This is a genomic window from Dactylosporangium siamense, assembly GCF_016862795.1.
GTDB classification, from domain to species: Bacteria; Actinomycetota; Actinomycetes; order Mycobacteriales; family Micromonosporaceae; genus Dactylosporangium; species Dactylosporangium siamense.
Genome location: NZ_BONQ01000071.1, coordinates 1 through 23185 on the forward strand (window position 1 = coordinate 1; position 23185 = coordinate 23185).

At 69.9% G+C, this 23185-nt stretch carries 19 protein-coding genes; 5 read left to right on the top strand and 14 right to left on the bottom strand.

Annotation, left to right across the window (positions count from 1 at the left end):
• Nucleotides 1-242: 242 nt before the first annotated feature.
• The 7 genes from Dsi01nite_RS22440 to murJ form a co-directional block, all read right to left on the bottom strand.
• Complete coding sequence (locus tag Dsi01nite_RS22440) at nucleotides 243-1409, bottom strand: N-acetylmuramoyl-L-alanine amidase (protein WP_203848191.1); 1167 nt, start codon at nucleotides 1407-1409, stop codon at nucleotides 243-245.
• Between the two features lie 135 nt (nucleotides 1410-1544).
• Nucleotides 1545-1880, bottom strand: coding sequence for a thioredoxin (gene trxA / locus Dsi01nite_RS22445; protein ID WP_203848192.1), 336 nt, complete (start codon nucleotides 1878-1880; stop codon nucleotides 1545-1547).
• 26 nt (nucleotides 1881-1906) lie between these two features.
• Nucleotides 1907-2833, bottom strand: a complete 927-nt coding sequence (gene trxB, locus Dsi01nite_RS22450) for a thioredoxin-disulfide reductase (protein WP_203848193.1) — start codon at nucleotides 2831-2833, stop codon at nucleotides 1907-1909.
• Nucleotides 2834-2931: 98 nt separating this feature from the next.
• Nucleotides 2932-3837, bottom strand: coding sequence for an RsmA family anti-sigma factor (locus tag Dsi01nite_RS22455; protein WP_203848194.1), 906 nt, complete (start codon nucleotides 3835-3837; stop codon nucleotides 2932-2934).
• Nucleotides 3834-4475 carry an RNA polymerase sigma factor SigM gene (sigM, locus tag Dsi01nite_RS22460; protein ID WP_373318811.1) on the bottom strand — a complete coding sequence of 214 codons (642 nt, stop codon included), beginning with the start codon at nucleotides 4473-4475 and terminating at the stop codon, nucleotides 3834-3836. The genes Dsi01nite_RS22455 and sigM overlap by 4 nt, the downstream gene beginning before the upstream one ends.
• Before the next feature lie 28 nt (nucleotides 4476-4503).
• Complete coding sequence (locus tag Dsi01nite_RS22465) at nucleotides 4504-6039, bottom strand: protein kinase family protein (RefSeq protein WP_203848195.1); 1536 nt, start codon at nucleotides 6037-6039, stop codon at nucleotides 4504-4506.
• 329 nt (nucleotides 6040-6368) lie between these two features.
• Nucleotides 6369-8231, bottom strand: a complete 1863-nt coding sequence (gene murJ, locus Dsi01nite_RS22470) for a murein biosynthesis integral membrane protein MurJ (RefSeq protein WP_203848196.1) — start codon at nucleotides 8229-8231, stop codon at nucleotides 6369-6371.
• 430 nt (nucleotides 8232-8661) lie between these two features.
• Between murJ and Dsi01nite_RS22475 the strand changes: the two genes are divergently transcribed.
• Nucleotides 8662-10104, top strand: a complete 1443-nt coding sequence (locus Dsi01nite_RS22475) for a CCA tRNA nucleotidyltransferase (RefSeq protein WP_203848197.1) — start codon at nucleotides 8662-8664, stop codon at nucleotides 10102-10104.
• Here Dsi01nite_RS22475 and Dsi01nite_RS57440 read toward each other — a convergent pair.
• Both Dsi01nite_RS57440 and Dsi01nite_RS22485 read right to left on the bottom strand, forming a co-directional pair.
• Entirely contained in the window at nucleotides 10091-11275 is a 1185-nt protein-coding gene (locus Dsi01nite_RS57440) for a peptidylprolyl isomerase (protein WP_239136092.1), read from the bottom strand. The two genes, Dsi01nite_RS22475 and Dsi01nite_RS57440, sit on opposite strands and share 14 nt — an antisense overlap.
• A 134-nt stretch (nucleotides 11276-11409) precedes the next feature.
• The gene (locus tag Dsi01nite_RS22485; RefSeq protein WP_203848198.1) at nucleotides 11410-12558 is read right to left on the bottom strand and encodes a glycosyltransferase; all 1149 of its coding nucleotides are present in this window, start codon (nucleotides 12556-12558) and stop codon (nucleotides 11410-11412) included.
• A 206-nt stretch (nucleotides 12559-12764) separates the two neighbouring features.
• On the opposite strand from Dsi01nite_RS22485, the gene Dsi01nite_RS22490 reads away from it, so the two are divergent.
• Entirely contained in the window at nucleotides 12765-13664 is a 900-nt protein-coding gene (locus tag Dsi01nite_RS22490; RefSeq protein ID WP_203848199.1) for a hypothetical protein, read from the top strand.
• Here Dsi01nite_RS22490 and Dsi01nite_RS22495 read toward each other — a convergent pair.
• The 3 genes from Dsi01nite_RS22495 to Dsi01nite_RS22505 form a co-directional block, all read right to left on the bottom strand.
• A complete protein-coding gene (locus tag Dsi01nite_RS22495) occupies nucleotides 13654-15024 on the bottom strand; it encodes an MFS transporter (RefSeq protein ID WP_203848200.1) in 1371 nt (456 codons plus the stop codon). The genes Dsi01nite_RS22490 and Dsi01nite_RS22495 overlap by 11 nt on opposite strands.
• Before the next feature lie 68 nt (nucleotides 15025-15092).
• Nucleotides 15093-16610 (bottom strand): flotillin family protein, encoded by a 1518-nt coding sequence (locus tag Dsi01nite_RS22500; RefSeq protein WP_203848201.1) that lies wholly within the window; start codon nucleotides 16608-16610, stop codon nucleotides 15093-15095.
• Nucleotides 16611-16623: 13 nt separating this feature from the next.
• Nucleotides 16624-17130 (bottom strand): NfeD family protein, encoded by a 507-nt coding sequence (locus tag Dsi01nite_RS22505; protein WP_239136093.1) that lies wholly within the window; start codon nucleotides 17128-17130, stop codon nucleotides 16624-16626.
• Between the two features lie 89 nt (nucleotides 17131-17219).
• Here Dsi01nite_RS22505 and Dsi01nite_RS22510 point away from each other — a divergent pair, with 89 nt between their 5' ends.
• Complete coding sequence (locus tag Dsi01nite_RS22510; protein WP_239136094.1) at nucleotides 17220-17702, top strand: methylated-DNA--[protein]-cysteine S-methyltransferase; 483 nt, start codon at nucleotides 17220-17222, stop codon at nucleotides 17700-17702.
• Nucleotides 17703-17781: 79 nt separating this feature from the next.
• Here the strand turns inward: Dsi01nite_RS22510 and Dsi01nite_RS22515 are convergent, their stop codons facing one another.
• Entirely contained in the window at nucleotides 17782-18861 is a 1080-nt protein-coding gene (locus Dsi01nite_RS22515) for an inositol-3-phosphate synthase (protein WP_203848333.1), read from the bottom strand.
• Nucleotides 18862-18884: 23 nt separating this feature from the next.
• Nucleotides 18885-19484: a PadR family transcriptional regulator gene (locus tag Dsi01nite_RS22520; protein ID WP_203848202.1), complete on the bottom strand. Its 600-nt coding sequence runs from the start codon at nucleotides 19482-19484 to the stop codon at nucleotides 18885-18887.
• A gap of 185 nt (nucleotides 19485-19669) precedes the next feature.
• Here Dsi01nite_RS22520 and Dsi01nite_RS22525 point away from each other — a divergent pair, with 185 nt between their 5' ends.
• Together Dsi01nite_RS22525 and Dsi01nite_RS22530 are read left to right on the top strand one after the other, a co-directional pair.
• The gene (locus tag Dsi01nite_RS22525; protein ID WP_203848203.1) at nucleotides 19670-20104 is read left to right on the top strand and encodes a DUF5318 domain-containing protein; all 435 of its coding nucleotides are present in this window, start codon (nucleotides 19670-19672) and stop codon (nucleotides 20102-20104) included.
• A gap of 580 nt (nucleotides 20105-20684) precedes the next feature.
• Nucleotides 20685-23123 (top strand): transglycosylase domain-containing protein, encoded by a 2439-nt coding sequence (locus Dsi01nite_RS22530; protein ID WP_203848204.1) that lies wholly within the window; start codon nucleotides 20685-20687, stop codon nucleotides 23121-23123.
• Nucleotides 23124-23185: the final 62 nt, after the last annotated feature.

Below are 23185 nucleotides of genomic sequence, written 5' to 3' on the forward strand. Positions count from 1 at the left end.
CCGGCCCGGAGCGTGCAGCCCTGACTGTGCGACCGGCCCGGAGCGTGCCAGGACTGAACGCGCGAGCACTGGAGCATGCAGCGGCTGAACGCGCGAGCACTGGAGCATGCAGCGACTGAAACGTGTGAGCGCCCTGGACGAGTGTGTCCAGGGCGCTCGGCGAAACAAGGCTGTTCGAACCGGTGCTGTTCGAACCAGAAGGTCAGGCAGAAGGCCAGAAGGTCAGCCGGGCGACCAGAGGGTCAGACGGCGTTGTTGGTCAGCGCCCGCAGCAGGCTGACGTCGATCGAGCCGGTCGGCACGTCGGCCTCGACGGGCAGATACATCCGCTGCACCGCGGCCATCATGGCCTCGACGACCCGCTCGCGGAACGCGGGGTCGATGAGCCGCTCCCGGTCCGACGGCGACGTCAGGTAGCCCACGTCGACCCGGACGGCCGGCATCCGGCTGAGCCGCAGCAGCTCCCACGTCTTCGCGTGCGTCTGGCAGTCCCGCAGGCCGGTGCGCACGACGATCTCGCGCTGCACGAGCTTCGCCAGTCGCTCGCCCACGATGGACGTCGGCCCGGAGACGGTGCCGTAGTGATACGTGGCGACGCCGCCGGCCTCGGGGTTGCGGTGCCCGTCGAGGTGGATCGAGATCAGGAGGTCGGCGCCGAGCTCGTTGGCCAGCTGAACCCGGTCACGGTCACTGAGAGCCGCTGAAGGCTGCGGACCCCTGGTGAGGTTCACCCGCATCCCCGCGGCCGCCAGGCGGCCTTCCAGACGGGCTGCGAGGTCATATACGAGGTCCGCCTCGGTCCACCGGAGCGGACCGTCGGGCACGACGTTGCCGGTGTCGGGTCCGCCGTGTCCCGGGTCGATGACGATGCGCTTGCCCAGCAGCGTCGGACCCGAGTCGCGGAAGGTCTCCGCCTCGCGGAGCAGCTGCGGCCGGCCACCGATGACCTTGCGGCCGAGGCGGCGGAGCGCGCCGACGGTCGCCGGTCCGCACTCGCCGTCGGGACGCAGCCCGACCTCGCGCTGGAACTGGGCGACGGCGTGCGCCGTGCGACTGCCGTAGATGCCGTCGGCGCGGCCGGGGTTGAAGCCCATCTCCAGCAGCCGCTCCTGCAGTTGCCGGACGTCGTCGCCGATGTAGGGGTCGCCGACGGTGTGGAACAACGCCCGCTGCCCCAGCCGCCAGCGGGCCGCGTCCAGCGACCGCCAGGTCTCGTCGCCGACCTCGCCGTCCACGGTGAGCCCGTGGCTCTGCTGGAAGGCGCGGACCGCACGCTCCGTGTCGGCATCGAACTCGGGATCGGTGTTCATCCCGGGAGATGGTGCGTCGACCAGCAGGTCCAGCACGACAAGAATGCTGCGGATCTCGGCTACTGCCGCGCCCCGCGCCCCGCGCCGGATTGCCCGCATGTGTCCTCCTGAAAGTGCCTGCGATTGCACCGCAGCGTACCGCTCACGGCTCAGAGACGCGTCATCACGCGGCCTTTGTACAAAACGCGCCCCGCCTTGGCTGAAGGCGGGGCGCGTCAATGCTTGGAGCTGGGCTCAGGCGGGCTCGAGCGCCGACTCGATCAGGCGCACCAGGGCGCTCTTCGGGCTCGCGCCGACGACCGACCTGAACGGCTCGCCGTCCTTGAAGACGGTGAGTGTCGGGACGGAGAGCACCTGGTAGGCGCGGGCCGTCTCCGGGTTGCTGTCGATGTCGACCTTGACGATCTTCACCTTGTCGGCGAGGTCACCGATGGCGATCTCGTTCAGCATCGTCTCGATCTTCCGGCACGGCTGGCACCACTCAGCCCAGAAGTCCACCAAAACCGGAATATCGGATTTGAGGACGTCAGCCTCGAAGGTCTTGTCGCTGACCGGCTGGATGGCTCCCATACGCACTCCCTCTACCTGTGTTGAAACTACAGCGTCGCGATGTAGCGCTCGGCGTCCAGCGCCGCCGCGCAACCGGTGCCGGAGGCGGTGATCGCCTGCCGGTAGGTGTGGTCGACCAGGTCGCCGGCGGCGAAGACGCCCTCGACGTTGGTGCGGGTGCTCGGTGCGGCCACCTTCACGTAGCCGGCGTCGTCCAGCTCCACCTGACCGCGGAACAGCTCGCTGCGCGGGTCGTGGCCGATCGCCACGAACACGCCGGCGACCTCGAGGTCGGTGTCCTCGCCGGTGTTGACGTCCTGCACCCGCAGGCCGCCGACGCGGCCACCGCGGTCGAGGACCTCGGTCACCACACTGTTCCACCGGACCTTGATCTTCTCGTTGGTGAGCGCCCGCTCCGCCATGATCTTGCTGGCGCGGAACGAGTCCCGCCGGTGCACGATGGTGACCGACTTGGCGAACCGGGTGAGGAACGTCGCCTCCTCCATCGCCGAGTCACCGCCGCCCACGACCACGATGTCCTCGTTGCGGAAGAAGAAGCCGTCACAGGTGGCACAGGACGACACGCCCCGACCGAGCAGCTCCTGCTCCCCAGGGACGGAGAGCGGGCGCCAGGCCGAGCCGGTGGACAGGATGACGGCGTGGGCCCGGTATTCGGTCTCGCCGACCCACACGCTCTTCACGGGGCCTTCCAGGGCCACCCGGGTGGCGTCGTCGGTGACGAACTCCGCCCCGAAGTGCTCGGCCTGCTTGCGCATGTTGTCCATGAGCTCGGGGCCGAGAATGCCGTCGGGGAAGCCTGGGTAGTTCTCCACTTCGGTGGTCGTCATCAACGCACCACCGGACGTGACACCTTCGATCACCAGCGGCTTGAGGTTGGCCCGGGCCGCATAGACGGCAGCCGTGTACCCGGCGGGGCCGGACCCCACGATGATCAGGTTGCGGACCTCGTCCACGGTCGACTCCTCGAGTTAAGCCTGTGCCAGCAAAACGTCATCCTACGAACCGATGATTCCCGGTGCGGGGTGACGCGTGTGCCACATCACCACTACGGTCAGGCAACGCCACGGTACAGCTCGTCGGCGATCGCCCCACCGATACCGCAGTCCGGTCCGACCGCGATGACCAGGCGTTTGCCCGCGCCCAGCCGGGTGCCGTCGACGATGACGACCAGGGCCGGTTGGCCTTCGAAACGGGCGTAGTCGACCAGTGCCACCTGCCCACCGTATTCCCCGACCACCGCGTTGAGGCAGGCGGCCCTGGCCACGGGGTCCCTCAGGCGGCGCAGCTCCGCGGGCACGTCCTCGGGTTTCCCGCTCTTGCTGGTGTCCGCGTTGCCGCTGCCCTCGCCGGCCATCGCCGCGGCCGGCGGCGACACCTTGGCCAGTTGCCCGACCGTGCCCGGCCCGTAGTCCTGTCCGGAGGCCACCAGGGCGGCGTCGGACCGTATGGACGACCTGGTGCCACCCGACCCCACGGGGGACGGCGCCGACTGCGGGGCCGCCTCGCCCTTGCCGCCGCCGTCGGCGTTCGAGGTGACGGTGTCTCCCTTGTCGTGCTGCCCGCTGACGACGAGGGGCACGCCGAACCCACCGCAGATCAGCACGGCGGCCGCGGTCGCCAGGCCGATCGCCCACCGCTGCCGGCGATGCCGGCGGGCCTCGCGGGCGCGGGCGAGGTCCAGCACGGGAGCGCCCGGCCGGGGGGCGACCACCGCGTCCTGCAGTGCGGCGTTCAGCCGGTGCGCCACATCCGCGGGCACGGGCAGCGGCTCGGCGCCCAGTGCGGTCAACCTGTCGCGGACGGCGACTTCGGCGGTCACCAGCGCGCCATACGCCTCGGCCCAGGCCTCGTCGGTGCTGACCAGGCGGCGCACGTCGTCGGCCTCGGGCGTGCCGTCGAGCGCCCCGCCGACGAAGTCGGCGAGCAGGTCGAAGTCGGCGTCGGAGAAGGTCGTCACGCGCCGCCCTCCTTCCTGTTCGCTGCCGCCCCGGTCGCTGCCTCAGCGCTGTTCGGTGATGGGACGCCGCCGCTGCCGACGGGGTTCCGCAGGTGGCCGAGCATCACAGCGAGGCGGGCGCGCCCGCGAGCGCACCTGCTCTTGATGGTGCCCTCCGCCACGCCGAGGATCACTGCGGCCTCGGCCACGGAATACCCCTGGACGTCGACGAGCACGAGCGCGGAGCGCTGCTCGACGGCGAGTTGCTGCAGCGCCTGCTGCACGTCCATGGCGGTGTCGCGGTCGGTGACCGGAGCGGGTGTGATGTCGGTCTCGGGCAGCGGCACGGTCGGTCTGGACTGGCGGCGCCGGATCCGGTCGAGGCACGCGTTGACCACGATGCGGTGCAGCCAGGTCGTGACGGCCGACTCGCCCCGGAAGTTGCCCGCGGCCCGGAACGCGGACAGCAACGCGTCCTGGAGGGCGTCAGCGGCCTCCTCGCGGTCGCCGAGCGTCCGCAGGGCGACCGCCCATAACCGGTCCCGGTGCCGCCGGACGATCTCGGCGAACGCATAGGGGTCACCCGCGGCGTGGGCATGCAGCAGGGCGGTGTCATCCGGCGTTTCACGCACGCCCGGCTCCGCCTCCACGGCTGGCACCTTATCGACCGCGAGCGACTTGTGGGGGCTACTGGACTCGAACGGTTATCTCCGCGACCGAAACCCGGTAGCGACCGCTGCTGCTTTCCTTCGGCAGTTTCGTGATCCAGACGAGCAGGTAGCGGGTCGGCTCCGCCGGGCCCGAGTACAGGTTCGTGGGGCCCATGCCGTCCTTGGTGGTGCCCTCGATCACCTTGTACTGCTCGACCGTCTGCTTGTCCTGATCGGTGCCGCTGCCCAGGTCGGCCGTGCCGGTGCGCAGCTCACCGCTGGCGCCGGGGGTGGCCAGGTCAACCTGGACCGAGACCACCTGCTCGGCCTTGCCGAGGTCGATCCAGATGCCCATGCCGTCTTTGAGGCCACCGAAGTTGGCCTTGTTGGAATAGCGGTCGGTGCTCCACACCGTCGCCGGGTTGCCGTCGACGACCTTCCCGGCGTCCTCGGTGTTGTCCCGCTGGCCCTTCGGGCTCACGATCCGGACCTGCGCGGGGGTGATCGGCAGCACCCTCGGCTGCCCGGCCGGCTTGGCCTGCTGCGGCGCGCCGCTGCTGGTCGCCGACGGCGGGGTCTCGCCGGGCACGGCCGGGTCGCCGAGAACCTTCGCGGCGGCCAGGGTGCCCGCCAGGGCCAGCACGAGCAGACCGACCACGCCCACGGCCAGCTTCCGCCCGGCGGGCTTCGGCGGCGCGGTGGACTGCGACGCCGCGTCGAAGGCCTCGAAGTCGAGCGCGCTGTCCCCGCCGCCGGATCCGGCTTCGGCGAGGTCACCGTCCTCGAACTGCCCGAACGAGGCGAGCTCGCCGGCAAGGGACTCCGCGGACGGCAGCGGCAGGTCGGGGTTGAGCAGGTCGGTCACGAGCGAGTCCAGGTGCGTCGGCACGCCGGCGCGCACCTGCCGTGGCGCGGCGAGTGCGCCGGAGTTGTCGCGCACACCGTCCGGCACCGAATAGGTGCCCGCCTCACGGTGCGGCCAGTAGCCGGTCAGCGCGCAATAGAGCACGGCGCCGATCGAGCGGATGTCGGTCTCGGGGGTCGCCAGGTCGTCGGCCCGGGCGTCGGTCAGCACGACCCGCCCGTCGTGCGCGACGAGGACCGTGCCGGGGTGCACGTTGCCGTGCGCCATGCCGGTGCCGTGCAGTGACGCCACAGCGTCCGTGACCGCCCAGGCGATCGCCACCGACCGGCCGGCGTCCAGCGGGCCCGACGCCACGATGTCGCGCAGCGCGATCCCGTCGACCCACTCGCGGACCACATAGGCCCGGCCACCCTCGTCGATCGCGTCATAGACACCGACGAGGTGCGGGTGGACGATCCGGCTGGCGGCCACGGCCGCGCCCAGCATCTCCTTGGCGCTCTCCCCACCGGGATAGCGCAGGACGACCGCCACCGGCCGCCGCAGGATCACGTCGATCCCGCGATACAGCTGGCGACCCAATGAGTCGTTGCCGATGTGCTCTTCGAGCTGGTATCGCTCGGCAAGGATTTCACCGACGGATGGGGTGCCGAAGGTCAGGACCTGCGGAATTCCTCCCGAGGTCTCCAGCCCTTCGTCGAGCTCAGCCACCCGTCCTCCCTTCCGATCCGTGTGCTCACCTGAGGCGTGCGTCGTAACGCGAGTCGCAGTCACTAAGCCTAAGCGCTCCGGCGGGGCGTCGAGGTTGACCTTACCGGTCAGCTCTGCGGGTTCCGACACGTCATCTTCTCCGGACCACCCGGGGCGATGCCAATTGATCACCCATGCCAGGACATAGCGGTCATATACCTTTCACCCATATTCCACTGCTTCGCCGGTTCCTCGGACGGGCCGTCCGTCGGAGCGGAAACAGCCGCGGCCGGGTGCGGCGGTGAACCCGCCGTCCCCCCGCGCGGGCGCGTCAGAGCATGCTGTCCGGATCATCGGCCGAGCTTGCCCTTGATCAGACCGGCGAACTGGCGGACCTCGGGCACGCGCAGCGCCAGCGCCACCGCCGCGTAGGTCACCAGAAGGACGGCGCTGCCTGTGATGAGTTGCACCACGCCGAGGATCTTGCCCGGGTCGAGCACCTTCCCGATCCCCCACGAGACGGCGAACGCCAGGACGCCGCCGGCCGCCGCCGCCCCCGCAAGACGCGTCAGGGTGTCGGCGATCTTCGCGAGGCCGAGCCGGCCCAGCCGCACCCGCAGCAGCCAGTAACCCATCACCAGCGCCGCCACGAACGACAGCGCCGTGCCGAGCATCAGCGACGCGGTCACGGCCGCGATCGGCAAGATGAAGTAGAACGCGACATCCAGCAGCAGCCGGATACCGACCACACCGATGTTGACCAGCGCCGGCGTCCGGGTGTCGCGCATCGCATAGAACACGCTGGTCTGCATCTGGCTCAACGCGAACGGCAGCAGGCCCAGGCCCGCCGCGCTCACCACCCAGCCGGTGGCCAGGGCGGTGTCGTAGTCATACTGCCCCCAGTCGAACAGCGTCACCGCGAGCGGCTGGCCCAGCACCACATACACCGCGGCGGCCGGCATCAGGATCACCGAGGCCAGCCGGGTGCCCTGCGACAACTGGTCGGTCACGTCGCCGAAGCGACCGTCGGCCGCGGCGGAGGAGATCCGCGGCATCAGGGCGGTGATCACGGACACCGCGACGATGCCGTGGGCCATCATGAAGATCAGGAACGCGTTGTTGAACACGGCCGGGCCGTCGCCGCCGCGCACGGCGTTGTTCTTCGCCAGCGCCATCACGATCGTGATGCCGATCTGGTTGACCCCGACGTAGAGCAGCATCCAGGAGCCGAGCCTGCCGAGCTCCCGCAGGTTGAGCTTGCCGAAGTCGAAGCGCCACTTCCAGCGGAAGCCGGCCTTGCGCAGCGCCGGCCAGAGCCCCAGCGACTGGACCACGATGCCCAGCGTGGTGCCGATGCCGAGCACCAGGACCTGCGCCAGCGTGATCTTGTCGGGCGTCGGCAGCGCGGGGCCGGGAACCAGGAAGAACACGCCGGCCGTGGCGATGATCACGACATTGTTGAGGATCGGGGTCCACATCGGCGCGGCGAAGTGGCCTCGCACGTTGAGGATCGCCGCGAAGATGCCGGCCAACCCGTAGAAGAAGATCTCGGGCAGCAGCAGATAGGCCAGGAACGTGATCAGGTCGCGGTCGGTCGTGGTGACCTTGTCGTTGCCGAGCGTGTAGACGGCGGTCAGCAGCGGCGCGGCCAGCACCACCAGGAGCGTCGCCGCGCCGAGCGCGACCACGGCCAGGGTCAGCAGGCGCTGCGCATATGCCTCGCCGCGGTCCGGCTCCTCCTTGCGGGCCCGCACCAGCGTCGGGATGAGCACGCTGGCGAGCACGCCGCCGAGCAGGAGCTCATAGATCTGGTTGGGCAGGTTGTTGGCGAGCGTGTAGTCGTCGCCGACGGCGAACCCGCCGATCGCGGCCGCGATCGCCGCCGCGCGGAGGAAACCGGTGGCCCGGCTCACCAGGCTCAGGATCGCCATCGTGCTGCTGTTGCGCACGACCGTGCCGGTGCTCTCGTCGTCACCGGGCCCCGGCGGCGGTGCCGTCTGCTCGACGCTCGGCGCGTCGGCCACGACCTGGGGCCGCGGCGTCACGAGCGGCAGGTGGACCGTCGGCGCGTTGGCGGGGTCCGTCAGCCGTGGGTCGAGCGGCTGCGTCGGCAGCTCGCCATGCGGATCCGGCGCCCGGTGCGCGCCCTCACCGACCGGACGCAGCACTGCGGTCGGCTCGTTGCTCCAGCGCCCGTCGTCTGCCGGGTCCATCCGCCACACCCCAACTCGGCCGTGCTTCAGCTCGCAGCACAGACCATAGTGGCACCCCCCGACATTTCCGCCGTCCCACCGTTGCACCGACAAATCGCGCGACCCGATGCCGACCCGGCCACTACCCTCGGGTGTCCGTTCCTTGCTCACCGCTCATGCCGCCACCTCCGCTGCGCTGCGGCGTCGGCCTGAGCCAAGAACTACATGAGCCAAGAACTACAAATGCTGGTGAGCGGCCCGAGCCGCTGCGCTGGCCGCTCAGGCCACCAACTGCAAATGCTGGTGAGCGGCCCGAGCCGCTGCGCTGGCCGCTCAGGCCGCCACCTCCGCTGCGCTGCGGCGTCGGCCTGAGCCAACAACTGCAAATGCTGGTGAGCGGCCCGAGCCGCTGCGCTGGCCGCTCACTTCCTCGCGATAGGCTCACCGACCGATGTCCGAAACCACACGCGCCCTCACCGACGCCCAGCGCCGTGCCGTGCACGAGCTGATGCGCGTCTCTCCCGTCGCCGACGAACTCGGCCGCCGGTTCGCAGCGGCCGGGCACGAGCTGCACCTCGTCGGCGGTTCGGTGCGCGACGCGCTGCTCGGGCGCCTCGGCGACGACCTGGACTTCACCACCGACGCGCTGCCCGAGCAGACGCTGCGGATCATCGACGGCTGGGCCGAGGCGGTGTGGACCACCGGTCAGGAGTTCGGCACGATCGGGCTCGCCCGCCACGGCCTGCGCATCGAGGTCACGACGTTCCGCGCGGACGCGTATGACCGGGTCAGCCGCAACCCGATCGTGCGGTATGGCGACAACCTCGTCGACGACCTGCGCCGCCGCGACTTCGCGGTCAACGCGATGGCGGTGTCCGTGCCCGGGCACGAGTTCACCGACCCGTATGGCGGCCTCAACGACCTCGCCGAGCAGATCCTGCGCACCCCGGGCGCGCCCGAGGACTCCTTCGCCGACGATCCACTGCGCATGTTGCGGGCCGCCCGGTTCGCCGCACAGCTGCGGTTCAGCGTTGCGCCGGAGGTGCGGGCAGCGATGGCCGCCATGGCCGGGGACCTGTCGAGGATCACCGCCGAGCGGATCCGGGACGAGTTCGTCAAGCTCATGTGCGGCGCCGACCCGATCACCGGGCTCCGGCTGCTGGTGGACACCGGACTGGCCGACACGTTCCTGCCCGAGGTGACCGGCCTGAAGCTGGAGATCGACGAGCACGCCCAGCACAAGGACGTCTACGAGCACACCCTGATCGTGGTCCGCAACGCGATCGGCCACGAGGCCGACGGGCCGGACTTCACGCTGCGCATGGCCGCCCTGATGCACGACGTCGGCAAGCCGGCGACCAAGGCGGTCGGCACGGACGGCGGGGTGAGCTTCCACCACCACGAGGTCGTCGGTGCCCGGCTGACCAAGCAGCGGATGAAGGCGCTCAAGTTCCCCAAGGACGTGATCTCGGACGTCTCCGAGCTGGTCATGCTGCATCTGCGGTTCTACGGGTACGGCCGGGGCGAATGGACCGACTCGGCGGTGCGCCGCTACGTCACCGACGCCGGACCGCTGCTGACCCGCCTGCACAGCCTGACCCGCTCCGACGTGACGACCCGCAACCGGCGCAAGGCGGCGCAGCTGGCGGCCGACTACGACGCGCTGGAGACCCGCATCGCGCGGATTGCCGCCGAGGAGGACCTGGCCCGGGTCCGGCCCGACCTCGACGGCAACGCGATCATGGAACTGCTCGGAGTGCCGCCCGGCCCCGTGGTGGGTCGGGCCTGGCGGCACCTCAAGGAGCTGCGGCTGGAGCGCGGGCCGCTCGACCGGGACGAGGCCGAGGCCGAGCTGTTGCGCTGGGCTGCCGCCGAGGGCCTCACGAAACCCTGATCTCCGTGATCTGCACGGCCAGCTTCGGCGGACCGTCGGCACCTCCGGTGGTGGTGCCGGCGGCGGCGATCCGGTCGAGCAGGTCCAGCCCGCTGGTCACCTGCCCGAACACGGAGTAGTCCGGCGGGATGTCGCTGTCCTTGTAGACGACGAAGAACTGTGAGCCGTTGGTGCCCGGCCCGGCGTTGGCCATCGCGAGCGTGCCCCGTGGGTACGGCGGCAGCGTCGTCGGCAGGTTCTCCTCGCCGTACTGGTAGCCCGGCGTCCCGGTCCCGGTCCCGCCGGGGTCGCCGCACTGCAGCACCCACAGGCCCTCGGTGGTCAGCCGGTGGCAGGGCGTGTCGCTGTAGAAGTCGTCCCGGGCCAGATGGACGAACGAGTTGACCGTGCACGGCGCCCGGTCCGCGTAGAGCTGGATGCCGATCGCGCCGAGGTTGGTCTCCAGGGTCGCGGTCGGCTTCCCGGTCAGCGTCGAGCGCGGCGCGGGCGTCGCCACCAGGCGGGGATCGCCACCGCCACGGTCGGCCGGGGAGTACGCGCACGGCACGCCCGTCCCCGCGGGTGGCATCGCGCCCGTCGGGCCGGCCGCGGGACCGCGACTGGTGCCGTTGTCGGCGCTCGCCGGCGCCCCAGGGGTGGTCTCGGCCGTGGATGCCGCCACCGAGACGACCGGCCCCGCGGAGGTGTCGACCGCGTCGTTGGCCCGCAGGTAGAGCAGGACCGTGCCGGCGCCGCTGAGGATCAGCAGCGCGGCGATCCCGCCGGCGACGGGAAGCAGCCACCGCCGCTTGCGCTGGACCGGCGCCGCACCGGAGGGCGCGGCCGGAAAGCCGGTCCCGGCGTTCGGGGGCGTGCCACGAGGTGGGCCTTGAGGTGGGCCTTGAGGTGCGCGGCCCACGCCCGGGTCGTCGGGATCGGGAAACGTCGACTCCCCCGGCGGGTGGAAGTCCGGCACGTCTTCTCCCGCGGGCGCGGCCGGCCGCAGCCAGGCCGGCAGGGTCGGATCGGGCGCCGAGGGCGGCAACGGCTCGGCCAGCTCGGGCGGCCGCGGTGCTCCGGGCCGCGGCGGCTCGTAGTCCGGCGGCTCGCTGTAGCTCGCGTGCTCGTAGCCCGTCTCGAAGTCGCCGTAGCCCGGCTCCGAAGCCGGCGGTTCGTATGCGCGGGACGGCAACGAAGGTCGTGCCGGCGGCCCCGACTCCAGTTCGAACCTGCGCTGGGCGCGGCGACTGGAATCGGGATCCGGCGACGAAGCAGACAAAGGTGGTGGAGGTGATGACATTATGTGATCATACGATTACATACAGCTCAAAGTGGTAGCGCTGCCGCCAACGCCTTCGCCCGTTCCGCCCACGAGTGCTGCTCGGCGAACGCCTGCCTGGCGGCCATCTGCGTCGGATCGCCGGACTCGGCGGCGGCCTCACGCACCGCGGCCACCATCTCCTTCGGGGTGCTGGCGACCCGCACGAGCGGGGAGTCGAGCCAGTGCACGGCTGGCAGGTCGGTGCTCACCGGTGGCTTGCCCGCCGCGAGGTATTCCAGCGTCTTGAGCGGGAACGACGCCCGGTTGAAGGGCGTGTCACGGTACGGCGTGACCCCGACGTCGATGTGCCGCAGGAAGGACGGCAGCGACTCGAACGGCTGCCGGCCGACCCAGACCACGTTGGGTCGCTCGGTCAGCGCCGCGAACCGCTCCGGCTCCCAGCGTGCGTCGTGCGGCCCGACCAGCAGCAGCGAGATGCCGTCGTCGGCCAGCGCGGCGAGCAGCTCGAAGTCGGTGCGGTCGGAGAACTGGCCGATCACTCCCGCGACCGGTCCGGCGAGCGGCTTCGGCAGCACGGCCGGCTCGCCCGGGACGCGGTACGCCGACGTCTGTACCCCGTTCGGGATCAGCTCGACCCGCTTGGCGCGCAGCGCGGTCCAACGCTCTGCCAGTACCGTGGAAACCGCCACCACCAGGTCGGCGTTGTCGAGTTGGCGGCGCTCGTCCTCGGCGACCCGCGCGGCGTCCTGCCCCATCAGCTCCGCGCCCGCGACATAGTCGTCCGTGCCGTAGAGCACCTTGGACACACCGGGTCCCCAGCTGCGCAGCACGTCGACGAGGTTGCAGGCGACCACCGCGACCGGACGCCGGTCGAGCTTGCGCAGCGCCCAGCGGGTCTGCGAGCGGATCAGCGCCGCGGTGCTGACCTTGATGTACGGGCGCGTGTGCAGTGGCAGCACCCGTGGGGTCAGCCGGGTCACACCGTCGGAGACCAGACGTATCTGCGGCGCGACGCCCAGGCGGGATGCGCCGTAGCGGTAGCGGTCCGGGGTGGCCGCCGAGATCGGCGGATCGACCCAGAGGATGTCGGCGTGAGGGGTGAGAGCGGCGGCGAGCAGCCGGTCAGAGCCGGTCACCCCGTCCCACGACGTTCCGGCGAAAACGACGACCAGCGGCTGAGGCACGGCGCTCATTCTCCTGGAGGGTGGGTGGCCGGTTCAACGCTGTCGGAACTCTGACCACCGTTGCGTCGTGCATGTGGCGATTCGGTCGGTTCTGCGCGTAGACGAGGTCAGCTACCGTCGCTACACGATCCCCCCTTACGGCCGCACCGAGCACCTGGGTTGGCCACCCCTGAAATCTGGAGGCAGACATGCAGCCGTGTCCTACCTGCGGCGGCATGGGCATTGATATGAACGGCTACTGCACGCAGTGCCGCACCTATCGAGGCGTCCCGCAGGCGCCGCAACCGCCGGTGAGCGGAACGCCATACAGTGGCGACCCGTACAGTGGCGCGCCCTATGCCGGCTACCAAGCCAGTGGACCCTCGTTCCCCGATCAGCAGGTCAGTGGCCCCGGCTACCCCGGCCAGACCAGCGGTCCCGGCTATCCGGGCCAGGTCAGCGGCCCGCCGGCGTTCCCGCCGACCACCTACGGCGGGCAGTACGGCGCGTCGCCGACCCCGCCGCGCAAGAACCGCTTCATGGTGCCGCTGATCGCGCTGTCCGGTGTGGTGGTGGTCCTCGTGATCGCGATCGTCGCCGTGGTCGCCCTGCGCAAGGACGACCCGAAGACCAGCGCGGACCCGGGCAAGTCCGCCGGCTCGACCAGCGGAGCGAGCACGCCGGCGGAGTCCAAGATCGACAAGTGCCTCGTCGGCACCTGGCAGACCTCGACCTTCACCCAGACCGCCGCGATGGCCGGCGTCGAGGGTGGCGTGTCGATCAGCCTGACCAAGAACGGCTCGACGCTGAAGTTCACGCCCGACGGCAAGCTGACCGAGACCTACCAGGACAGCGTGTACAGCGGCAGCCCGACGATCCAGGGCCAGAAGGTGCCGATCACGATCACCGTCAACGCGACCGTGAACTCGGACATCCAGACCGCCAGCGGCAGCATCGTCTACTCCAACGTGAAGACGAGCGGCAACACGCTGACCACGGCGCCGTCGATCGGCTACAGCGAGACCGAGCCGTTCGAGGCGGACGACAACCCGGCGAAGTACACCTGCAACGGTGACAGCCTGACGTTCAGCGGCACGCAGATCCAGGCGACCGCGAAGCGCACGTCTAGCGGCTGATCAATGCCACGGAGGTCCCGTCGGGTTGCGCGATGTCGTCGCCGACCCGGCGGGCCCACCGGCCGCCCAGCACCGCGTAGGCGGCCGCGGCCAGCACATAGCCCACCGCGACGATGCCCAGCACGACCGCCGACTGCCCGGTGTAGGGCAGGGTGAGCGCGCCGATGTAGATGCCGGCGACCAGCATGATGTTGAACGCGGTGTCGTTGATGCTGAACACCCGCCCCCGGAACTCGTCCGCGCACTCGTGCTGCAGTGACGTGTCCGTGACGATCTTGATGGCCTGCGCCGCCACACTGGTCACGAAGACCGCACCGAGCAGCAGCGACGGGTCGAAGGGCAGTCCGAAGCCGAGGATCGCCGCGCCCGTCGTCGCCAGCACCGCCGTCACCCAGCGCCAGCCGCCGATCCGGCGGGCCACCGGCGGCGTCACGAACGACGCCAGCAGCATGCCGACTCCTCCCGCGACGAAGGCCTTGGCGATGGTACTGAACGAGTCGCTGACCTCGTCGCCCGTGTTGAACACGGTGCGGAACAGCAACAAGCAGGCCAGCAGCACGACGCCGTAGAGCAACCGGAACACGGCCTGCGCCAGCACGAGATAGGCGGCGCCGCGCTTCGCCGCGAGGTGGCGGACGCCGGCGACCGTGCCGCGGTTGACCTCGCCGACCGCCTGCCGGATCGAGCTCTTGGTCTGCTGCGCGGCGTCGGGCCCGAGCTCGTCGGCGGTGAACGAGGACCTGCCGAGCAGCGCCGAGGCCAGGTAGAAGCCGGCGGCCATCGCGGCGACCAGGGCGTAACCGTGGAACGAGGTGGCCAGCACCGTCTTGATCAGTGCCGCGCCGGTGCCGATGCCGACGGAGAAGCTCAGCGAGCCGAGCGTCGCCGAGAACGAGTTGGCGGTCACCAGCATGTGATCGTCCACCACGTGCGGGGTCGCCGCGGACAGCCCGGCCAGGAAGAACCGGTTCAACCCGGTCACCACCAGTGCCAGCAGGAACGGTGTGGGCGACTCGTGGCCCTGCCAGATGTACAGCGCGATCGGCAGCACCAGGACCGTGCGCAGCAGGTTGGTCCGGGAGATGATCGTGCGCCGCCGCCACCGGTCGAGGAACACCCCGACATACGGCCCGATCAGCGAATACGGCAGCAGCAGCACGGCGAAGCCGGCGGCGATCGCCATCCCGTCGGCGCGCTGCTCCGGGTTGAACAACACCGTGCCGGCCAGCGCGCCCTGGAAGAGCCCGTCGCCGATCTGCGCCACCATCCGCACGCCGAGCAGGCGGCGGAAGCCACGTTGCCGCAGGACTGCCCGCACGAAATGGGACTGCGGATGGGCGGCGGCGGTGACGGTGGACACGGCAAAAGCCTACGGCCCGTTCAGGCAGGTGCACCCGTCCTTCTGTGGGTGCACCTGCCCAGAGCTTGTCAGGCCTTCGGTGGCTCGACCGCCGCACGGCCGTTGACCGGCTCGTCCACGGCCATCCCGCTGAGCCGGCCGAGGAGCTTCGCCAGGTCGATGCCGGTCAGGTCGTTGCTGAGCTGCAGACCCTGAGCGACGTTGCCGGCGACCGACTTGGTCAGCGACGACGCGCCGTCGGTGGAGATGACGGTCATCTTGTCGATGTTGGCCATCGGCTCGCTGGCCGCCTTGACCACCTCGGGCATCACCCGCACCAGGAGGTCCAGGATCGCGGCCTCGCCGTAGGTGGCGAACGCGTCGGCCTTGAGCTTCATCGCCTCGGCCTCGGCCTGGCCGCGGGCCAGGATCGCCGACGCCTCGGCGGCACCCTCGCGCTCCAGCGCCTCCGCGATCGCGACGCGCCGGCGCTGCTCGGCCTCGCCTTCCTTGGCGCCCTCGATCGCGTTGGCCTCGGCGAGCGCGGCCCGCCGGGACCGCTCGCCCTCACCGGTGAGCCGGGCCTGCTCGGCCGAGCCCTGCGCGGCGGCGATGACGGACTGCCGCTGCGCCTCGGCCTTGAAGATCGCCGCGTTCTTCGCCGCCTCGGCCTCCTGCTCGACCCGGTAACGCTCGGCGTCGGCCGGCTTGCGCACCTCGGTGTCGAGCTGGCGCTGCTTGAGCTCGGCGTTGCGCTCGGCCACCTTCTGCTGCTCGGCCAGGATGATCTGCTCCCGCTCCGCCTGAGCGAGCGGACCGGCCGCGGCGGACCGGGCCTTCGCGGCGTCGATCTCGGCCTGGATCCCGGCCTGCTTGAGCGACAGGTTGCGGTTGGCCTCGGCGATGGCCTCCTCGGCCTTGAGCCGCTCCGACTCGGCGGCCTGGCGGGCGTGCGCCTCCGCGATCGCGGCGTCGCGGAGCACCCTGGCGGCCTCCGGCCGGCCGAGGTCCTGCAGGTAGGACCCCTCGGCGAAGATGTCCTGCAGCTGGAAGGTGTCGAGCACCAGACCCTGGTTGGTCAGCGAGTGCTCGGCCTCCTCGGCCACCGCGCTGGCGAACGCGGTCCGGTCGCGGATGATCTCCTCGATGGTCAGCCGGCCGACGATCGAGCGCAGCGCACCGGCGAGCACCTCGCTGGTGAACAGGTCGATGCCCTGCTGCTGGTTGAGGAAGCGCTGGGCGGCGGCCCGGATCGCGTCCTCGGTGCCGCCGACCTTGACGATCGCGACGCCCTGCAGGTTGGCGCGGATGCCCTGCTTGCTGACCGCGCCGGTGATCTCGACGTGGATGCGGCGGCTGGACAGGTCGAGGACCTGCAGTTTCTGCACGATGGGCACCACGAACACCGAGGCGCCCATGACGACCTTCTGGCCGGACAGGTCGGTGGAGCGGGACCCGTCGAGCCCCTGCACCGACTTGCCCTTGCGGCCGGTGATGATGAACGCCTCGTTGGAACCGGCGACCTTGATCCGCGACACGACGAACAGCATCAGGAAGAGGACCAGCAGGACAGCGCCACCGATTGCGATGAGCAGGACCGTATTCATATGTCCGTCCCTTCTATAAAGGGGTTTCTTCGACAATCACACTCGTGGAGCTGGTTGCCTCGATCACGAGGATCCGGGTGCCGAGCGGGATCGGGTGGTCGGCACGGGCGCTGAGCTTCACCGGTTGCCCGCCGAGGGAGATCCGCACCTCGCCGAAGCCGTTCACGGTGATCGGGGTGACGACGACTCCCAGGGTCCCGATCATGTCCCGTTGTGTCGGGGTGGCGTCGGTGCGCATGTTCATCGCCATGCGGGCGAGGCGCGTGGCCAGCCAGGCGGTCGGCACGGCGGCGGCGACGCCACCGATGACCGCGACGATCGTGCCCCCGGGGACGCCGAGCGCCGACACGATGGCCGCGCCGAACCCGAAGGCGCCGATGAACCCGGCGATGGCCGGCAGGGAGAACACACCGCCGGCGTCCGGGTGGTCGACATCGAAGTGGAGGAGGTCGCCGATCAGCAGCGACAGGGCCAGGACCAGGACACCGAGCCCACCGATGATCAGAAACAGCACATCCACTGCCGGCCCCCTCCCCCGTCCCGCTGGCAACTGGAGGGTATCTATACGACGCAAATCTGACACTCACGTTTTCGGGCACAATTGGTTGCGTGCGTTGGGCGGAGATGCAGGCACCGATTGATGCGGTGGGGATCGCGGTGGATGACACCGGCGTGTGCGCGGTCCGTTTCGGGGGCGCGGCCGGCCCGCTGGCCAGCGGCGACCCGGTGCTCGCGCGGGCGGTCGAGGAGCTGACCGCCTACTTCGCCGGCGACTCGGCGCCGTTCACGGTCCCGCTGTCCGTGTCCGGCGGCTCGCAGTTCGAGCGGTCCGTCTGGCGGGCGCTGTGGGCCATCCCGTATGCGGAGATGCGCACCTACGGCCAGATCGCCGCCGCCGTCGGCGAGCCGGACGGGGCCCGCGCGGTCGGGGTCGCCTGCAACCGCAACCCGCTGCCGATCATCGTGCCCTGCCACCGGGTGGTCGGCGCCGACGGCAAGATGGTTGGCTTCGGCGGCGGGATCTGGCGCAAGAAGGTGCTGCTCGAGCTGGAGGCGAAGGTCCGCATCGAGCGGGAGTTCGGCCTGCTTTAGGCGCGTTTGTGGAACAACGCCGAACGCCCCCTCCGGAGGAAGGGGCGTTCGGCGTTGCGTGCAGGTATAAGGAACGAGCTCAGCGCTCGATCTCACCCTTGATGAACTGCTCGACCGACGCGTGCGCGTCGTGGTCGTTGTACTGCACCGGCGGCGACTTCATGAAGTAGCTCGACGCGGACAGGATCGGACCACCGACGCCCCGGTCCTTGGCGATCTTCGCGGCGCGCAGCGCGTCGATGATGACGCCGGCCGAGTTGGGGGAGTCCCAGACCTCGAGCTTCAGCTCCGCGTTGAGCGGGGTGTCGCCGAAGGACCTGCCCTCGAGCCGGATGTAGGCCCACTTGCGGTCGTCGAGCCACGGCACGTGGTCCGACGGGCCGATGTGGACGTCGGACTTCGCCATCTCGTGCGGGATCTGCGAGGTCACCGACTGGGTCTTCGAGATCTTCTTCGAGACCAGGCGGGTGCGCTCCAGCATGTTCATGAAGTCCATGTTGCCGCCGAAGTTGAGCTGGTACGTGCGCAGCAGCTCGACGCCACGGTCCTCGAACAGCTTCGCCAGCGCCCGGTGCACGATCGTGGCACCGACCTGGCTCTTGATGTCGTCACCGACGATCGGCAGCCCGGCGTCGGTGAACTTCTGCGCCCACTCGGGGTTGGAGGCGATGAACACCGGCAGCGCGTTGACGAAGGCGCAGCCCGCGTCGATGGCGGCCTGTGCGTAGAACTTGGCCGCCTGCTCCGAGCCGACCGGCAGGTAGCAGACGAGCACATCGACCTGCGCGTCGCGCAGCGCGGCGGTCACGTCGACCGGCTGCTCGTCGGACTCGTCGACCATCTCGCGGTAGTACTGGCCCAGGCCGTCGAGGGTCGGGCCACGCTGGACGGTCACGCCGGTGGGCGGCACGTCGCAGAACTGGATGGTGTTGTTCTCACTGGCGCTGATCGCGGCGGCCAGGTCCTGGCCCACCTTCTTCGCGTCGACGTCGAACGCGGCGACGAACTGCACGTCACCGACGTGGTAGTCGCCGAACTTGACGTGCATGAGACCCGGTACCCGGTCATTCGGGTCGGCGGTGCGGTAATACTCCACGCCCTGGATCAGGGACGAGGCGCAGTTGCCGACACCGACGATGGCAACGCGGACGGAGCCCATCGCGGATGCCTCCTTCTTGTTGTTCACGATGACCGCTCCGGATCTGCCGAAGGCGGCTGAGGGGTGGTGCCATTGCGTTCGTTCGCAATGAGTTCTTCGAGCCAGCGGACCTCGCGCTCGCACGCGTCCAGGCCGTGGCGTTGCAGCTCCAGGGTGTAGGCGTCGAGCCGCTCCGCGGCCCGGCTCAGCACGTCACGCATGCCCTCGCGGCGCTCCTCGACCCGGCGGCGGCGGCCCTCGAGGATCCGCAGCCTGGTTGCCGGGTCGGTCCGCGCGAAGAACGCGAAATGGACCCCGAAACCGGCCTCGCTGTCATAGGTCTCAGGGCCGGCGGCGGTGAGCAGCTCCTGGAAGCGCTCCTTGCCTTCCGCGGTGATCGTGTAGACCACGCGGCCACGCTTACCGGTCAGCAGCGGGACCTCGTCGGCTGACGCCGGCATGCCCGCCGGCGGCGCACCCTCGGAGATCCAGCCGTCGGTCTGGAGCCGACGCAGCGTTGGGTAGAGGGATCCGTAGCTGATCGCGGCCCGGAACGCGCCCAGCTTGGTGGTGAGTTGCTTGCGCAACTCATAGCCATGCATCGGGGACTCATGGAGAAGGCCCAGGATCGCCAGTTCGAGCATTCCCAGCCTCCCTCCGTTCACCCGGCCGATGTATCGGTCCGATACATCGCAACGGTAGGCGCATGACCGAACGGGCGCAACGGAGCTGACCAAGTGGCCTAGGCCACAGCGCTGATCGTCTATCCGACGGTTACCGATCGTGACCGATGTCGCCGAGCGGCGCGGGACCGCGTACCCTCGGGCGCATGCGTACCCAGCGTCAGGTGGTCGACTTCTCCTTGCGGAGACGCGCCCTGCTGCGTGAGGTGCATTCCGGGCGCGTCGGCACCTATGAGGTGTGCGACGCGTCGCCATACCTGAAGAGCGCAGCGAAATTCCACGGCGAGCCGACGGACGAGCTGTGCCCGGTGTGCCGCCGGGAGAACCTCACCCATGTGCATTACATCTATGGGGATGAGCTGCGGCAGTCGTCCGGTCAGGCCCGCCGCCTGACGGAGCTGCCACTCCTGGCGATGACGCTGAGTGAGTTTCACGTCTACGTGGTGGAGGTCTGCCGCGACTGCGGCTGGAATCACCTCGTGGAGCAGTATCTGCTGGGTCGGGACGGCCTTGCGGCCGGATCGGACGATGGAGCCGGCGGTCGGTCGTCGACGCGGGTCCGAGGAGGGGCGGCCGAGTGAACCTGGCCCGCAATCGTGGCGGGTCGATTTGCATCGAAGCCCTCACCGGCGGTGACCACCGCCGGCGCGGCCAGCGGCCTCACGGCCACTTGACCGCACAGACCGCAGACTTGAGACCTGACCGACGAGTGGCTCAGCTCACAGACATGGTGGCGACGGAGCATGCGACAACGACGCAACCGGCAAGGTGGGACGAATGAACTACGGTGACCCGACCAACTCCCCCTCGGGCCGGGCGCAGGTTCCTGGATCGTTTCCGGGACCAGACGGTGATGACCCCTTCGGTGGCCCCCCGCTGCCGCCGCCTCCTCCCCTGCCCCCACCGCCGAGCGCAAGCAGCGGTGCGGCGGGCCGGGCGACGGTTGGTCGGGCGAGCATAGGTGGCCGCCCCGGCGACGAGCCGCGCACCGGGCGGGCCTCCGTGCCCGTGCCGGGTGCATCCGGCTCCGCGTCGGTGTCCGGCTCCGCGTCCGTCTCCGGTTCGGCCTCCGTGTCCGGCTCCGCGTCGGTGCCCGGCAGCGGATCCCCGGCGGGTCGGGCGACGGTCGGCCGCGCGACGGTCGGCCGTGCATCGGTCTCCATGTCCTCCGGTGCCGACGGCTTCGGCGACGGTCCGGGCGGACCCGGTGGCCCTGGCGGCCCCGGCGGGCCTGGTGGTCCCGACGGCTCCAGCGGCAGTGGCAGGGGCAAGAGCGGCAGCGCGAAGGCGAAGCGCCGCCGCCGCCGCAACATCGTCATCGCCGCGGTCGCCGCGTTCATCATGATCGCCGGCATCGGCATGGTCAGCGGCACGTATTACTTCGACCAGGTCGCCCTGCCGGAGAACCTGGCGATGGAGCAGTCGACCACGATCTACTACGCCGACGGCGTCACGCCCATGGGCCGCATCGGCGACAAGAACCGGACGGTCATCCCGTTCGACCAGATTCCGCCCGACGTGCAGCACGCCGTCGTCGCGGCCGAGGACAACACCTTCTACACCAACGACGGCGTCGACTACAAAGGCGTCGTCCGCGCGGCGTGGAACAACGTCACCGGCGGGGACCGGCAGGGCGCCTCGACGATCAGCCAGCAGTACGCCAGGAAATGGGCCGAGCTCGAGGGCGTCTCCTACGCGCGAAAGCTGCGCGAGGCCGTCATCGCGTTGAAGCTCAACCAGGACTACACCAAAGACCAGATCATGACGATGTACCTCAACATCGTCTACTTCGGTCGCGGGGCATACGGCATCCAGGCCGCCTCCATCGCGTACTTCAACAAGCCCGCGAAGGACCTGACGATGGCTGAGGGCATGGTCCTCGCCGGCATCATCAAGAGCCCCGACAGCTCCGGCGGCAAGGGCAGCCCCTTCGACCCGAACGTCGACAAGCAGCAGGCCACGGACCGCTTCAACTACATCAAGAACCAGATGATCAAGTTGAACTTCGTGAAGTCCGAAGAGGCCGAAGCGAAGATGGCCTACCCGGCGAAGGTCATCACGCCGGCCGAGTCCAGGGCCAACGCGATCAAGACCCAGGGCAGCATGGACAAGCCCGAAGGCCTGATCGTGCACCACGTCCTCGACGAGGTGGCCAAGCTGACCGACCCGAAGACCGGCGCCCTGCTCTACGAGGGTGTCGACGCCGACGGCAGCAAGAACTTCGACAAGATCGCCAACGGCGGTCTGAAGATCGTCACCACGATCGACCAGAAGCTGCAGCAGGCCGCGGTTCAGGAGGCCAGCCGCAACCCCGAGTCGCGGATCAACAAGTATCCGGGCAACCTGCAGGCCGCCCTCGTGTCGGTCGAGCCGGGCACCGGCGCGGTCAAGGCCTACTACGGCGGCGACAGTGGCAACGGCGGTGACTTCGCCGGCTACTACAACGACCCGGTGCTCAGCAACGGCGAGGACAGCTGCTGCGGCGGCCACCCGCCGGGCTCGACGATGAAGGTCTACACGCTGGCGACCGGTCTCATGAACGGCTACCGGATCGACTCCTACTGGAACGGCGACTCCCCGCAGCAGTTCCCGGCGAGTGGTCGAACCGCGAAGAACCCGGTCAAGAACGCCGGTGAGGGCAACGTCTCCTCGCCGAAGTGCAAGTCGGGCGACGGCAAGTGGTGCACCTTGGAAGAGGTCACCGTCATGTCGCTCAACGTGCCGTTCTTCGCGCTCGCCGAGAAGGTCGGCCCGGCCAAGGTGATCGACACCGCTCGCGCGGCCGGCATCACCGACATGTGGGCCAACGTCGACGGCAAGTCGAAGAAGATCGACCTGGTCGCCAACAAGGGCTCCGACGTGTTCCCGAAGTACTTCAACACCGAGGTCGCCTTCGGTCAGTACCCGGTGACCGTCCTCGAGCACGCCGGCGGCATCGCCACCTTCGCCGCCCGCGGCGTCGCGGCGAAGACCCACTTCCTCAAGGAGGTGTGGGAGAACGGCAAGAAGACCTACGGCGAGGTGATCAACCCGAAGCGCATTCCGGGCTTCACCGACCAGATGGCCGACGACCTCAACACCGTCCTGCAGGGCGTGCCGAAGCACTACAGCCTGAAGCTCAAGGACGGCCGCCAGATCGCCGGCAAGACCGGCACCTGGCAGCTGGGCCAGACCACCTCCAACGCGCATGCGTGGTTCGTCGGCTACACCGCCTACGACCCGGGCAAGAAGTCGCCGGGCCTGGCGACCGCGGTGTGGGTCGGCAACAAGGCCGAGGAACAGAAGATCGTCGACGGCAACGGCAAGGGCGTCATCGGCGGTAGCCTGCCCGGCCCGATCTGGGTGGACTACATGGACAAGGCCGAGGCGATCATCAAGCAGCCGAAGATCAACTTCCCGGGGCCGAAGAACGTCGGCAACCTGGAGGTCGGCACCGGTGTCTCGCCGCAGCCGAGCATGCCGGTCGACCCGAACCTGCCGAGCGGCGGTCCCGGCTTCCCGGGCCCCGGCAACACCCAGACCCCCGGCAACGGTGGCAACGGCGGCGGCGGCAACGGCGGCGGCATCATCCCGACGGTCACGCCGACCCGAAGGCGCTGATCGGGGCGGGCCGAAGATGTGCGGCCACGGTAACGGCGGTATGTTCGCCGGGACCGTGGCCG

What these genes read in the sequence shown, in the direction of transcription:
- Dsi01nite_RS22440 (WP_203848191.1), bottom strand. Translation starts at nt 1,409, where the DNA reads ATGCGGGCAATCCGGCGCGGGGCGCGGGGCGCGGCAGTAGCCGAGATC.
- trxA (WP_203848192.1), bottom strand. Translation starts at nt 1,880, where the DNA reads ATGGGAGCCATCCAGCCGGTCAGCGACAAGACCTTCGAGGCTGACGTC.
- murJ (WP_203848196.1), bottom strand. Translation starts at nt 8,231, where the DNA reads ATGGACCCGGCAGACGACGGGCGCTGGAGCAACGAGCCGACCGCAGTG.
- Dsi01nite_RS22475 (WP_203848197.1), top strand. Translation starts at nt 8,662, where the DNA reads ATGTCCGAAACCACACGCGCCCTCACCGACGCCCAGCGCCGTGCCGTG.
- Dsi01nite_RS22485 (WP_203848198.1), bottom strand. Translation starts at nt 12,558, where the DNA reads ATGAGCGCCGTGCCTCAGCCGCTGGTCGTCGTTTTCGCCGGAACGTCG.
- Dsi01nite_RS22490 (WP_203848199.1), top strand. Translation starts at nt 12,765, where the DNA reads ATGGGCATTGATATGAACGGCTACTGCACGCAGTGCCGCACCTATCGA.
- Dsi01nite_RS22500 (WP_203848201.1), bottom strand. Translation starts at nt 16,610, where the DNA reads ATGAATACGGTCCTGCTCATCGCAATCGGTGGCGCTGTCCTGCTGGTC.
- Dsi01nite_RS22515 (WP_203848333.1), bottom strand. Translation starts at nt 18,861, where the DNA reads ATGGGCTCCGTCCGCGTTGCCATCGTCGGTGTCGGCAACTGCGCCTCG.
- Dsi01nite_RS22520 (WP_203848202.1), bottom strand. Translation starts at nt 19,484, where the DNA reads ATGCTCGAACTGGCGATCCTGGGCCTTCTCCATGAGTCCCCGATGCAT.
- Dsi01nite_RS22525 (WP_203848203.1), top strand. Translation starts at nt 19,670, where the DNA reads ATGCGTACCCAGCGTCAGGTGGTCGACTTCTCCTTGCGGAGACGCGCC.
- Dsi01nite_RS22530 (WP_203848204.1), top strand. Translation starts at nt 20,685, where the DNA reads ATGTCCTCCGGTGCCGACGGCTTCGGCGACGGTCCGGGCGGACCCGGT.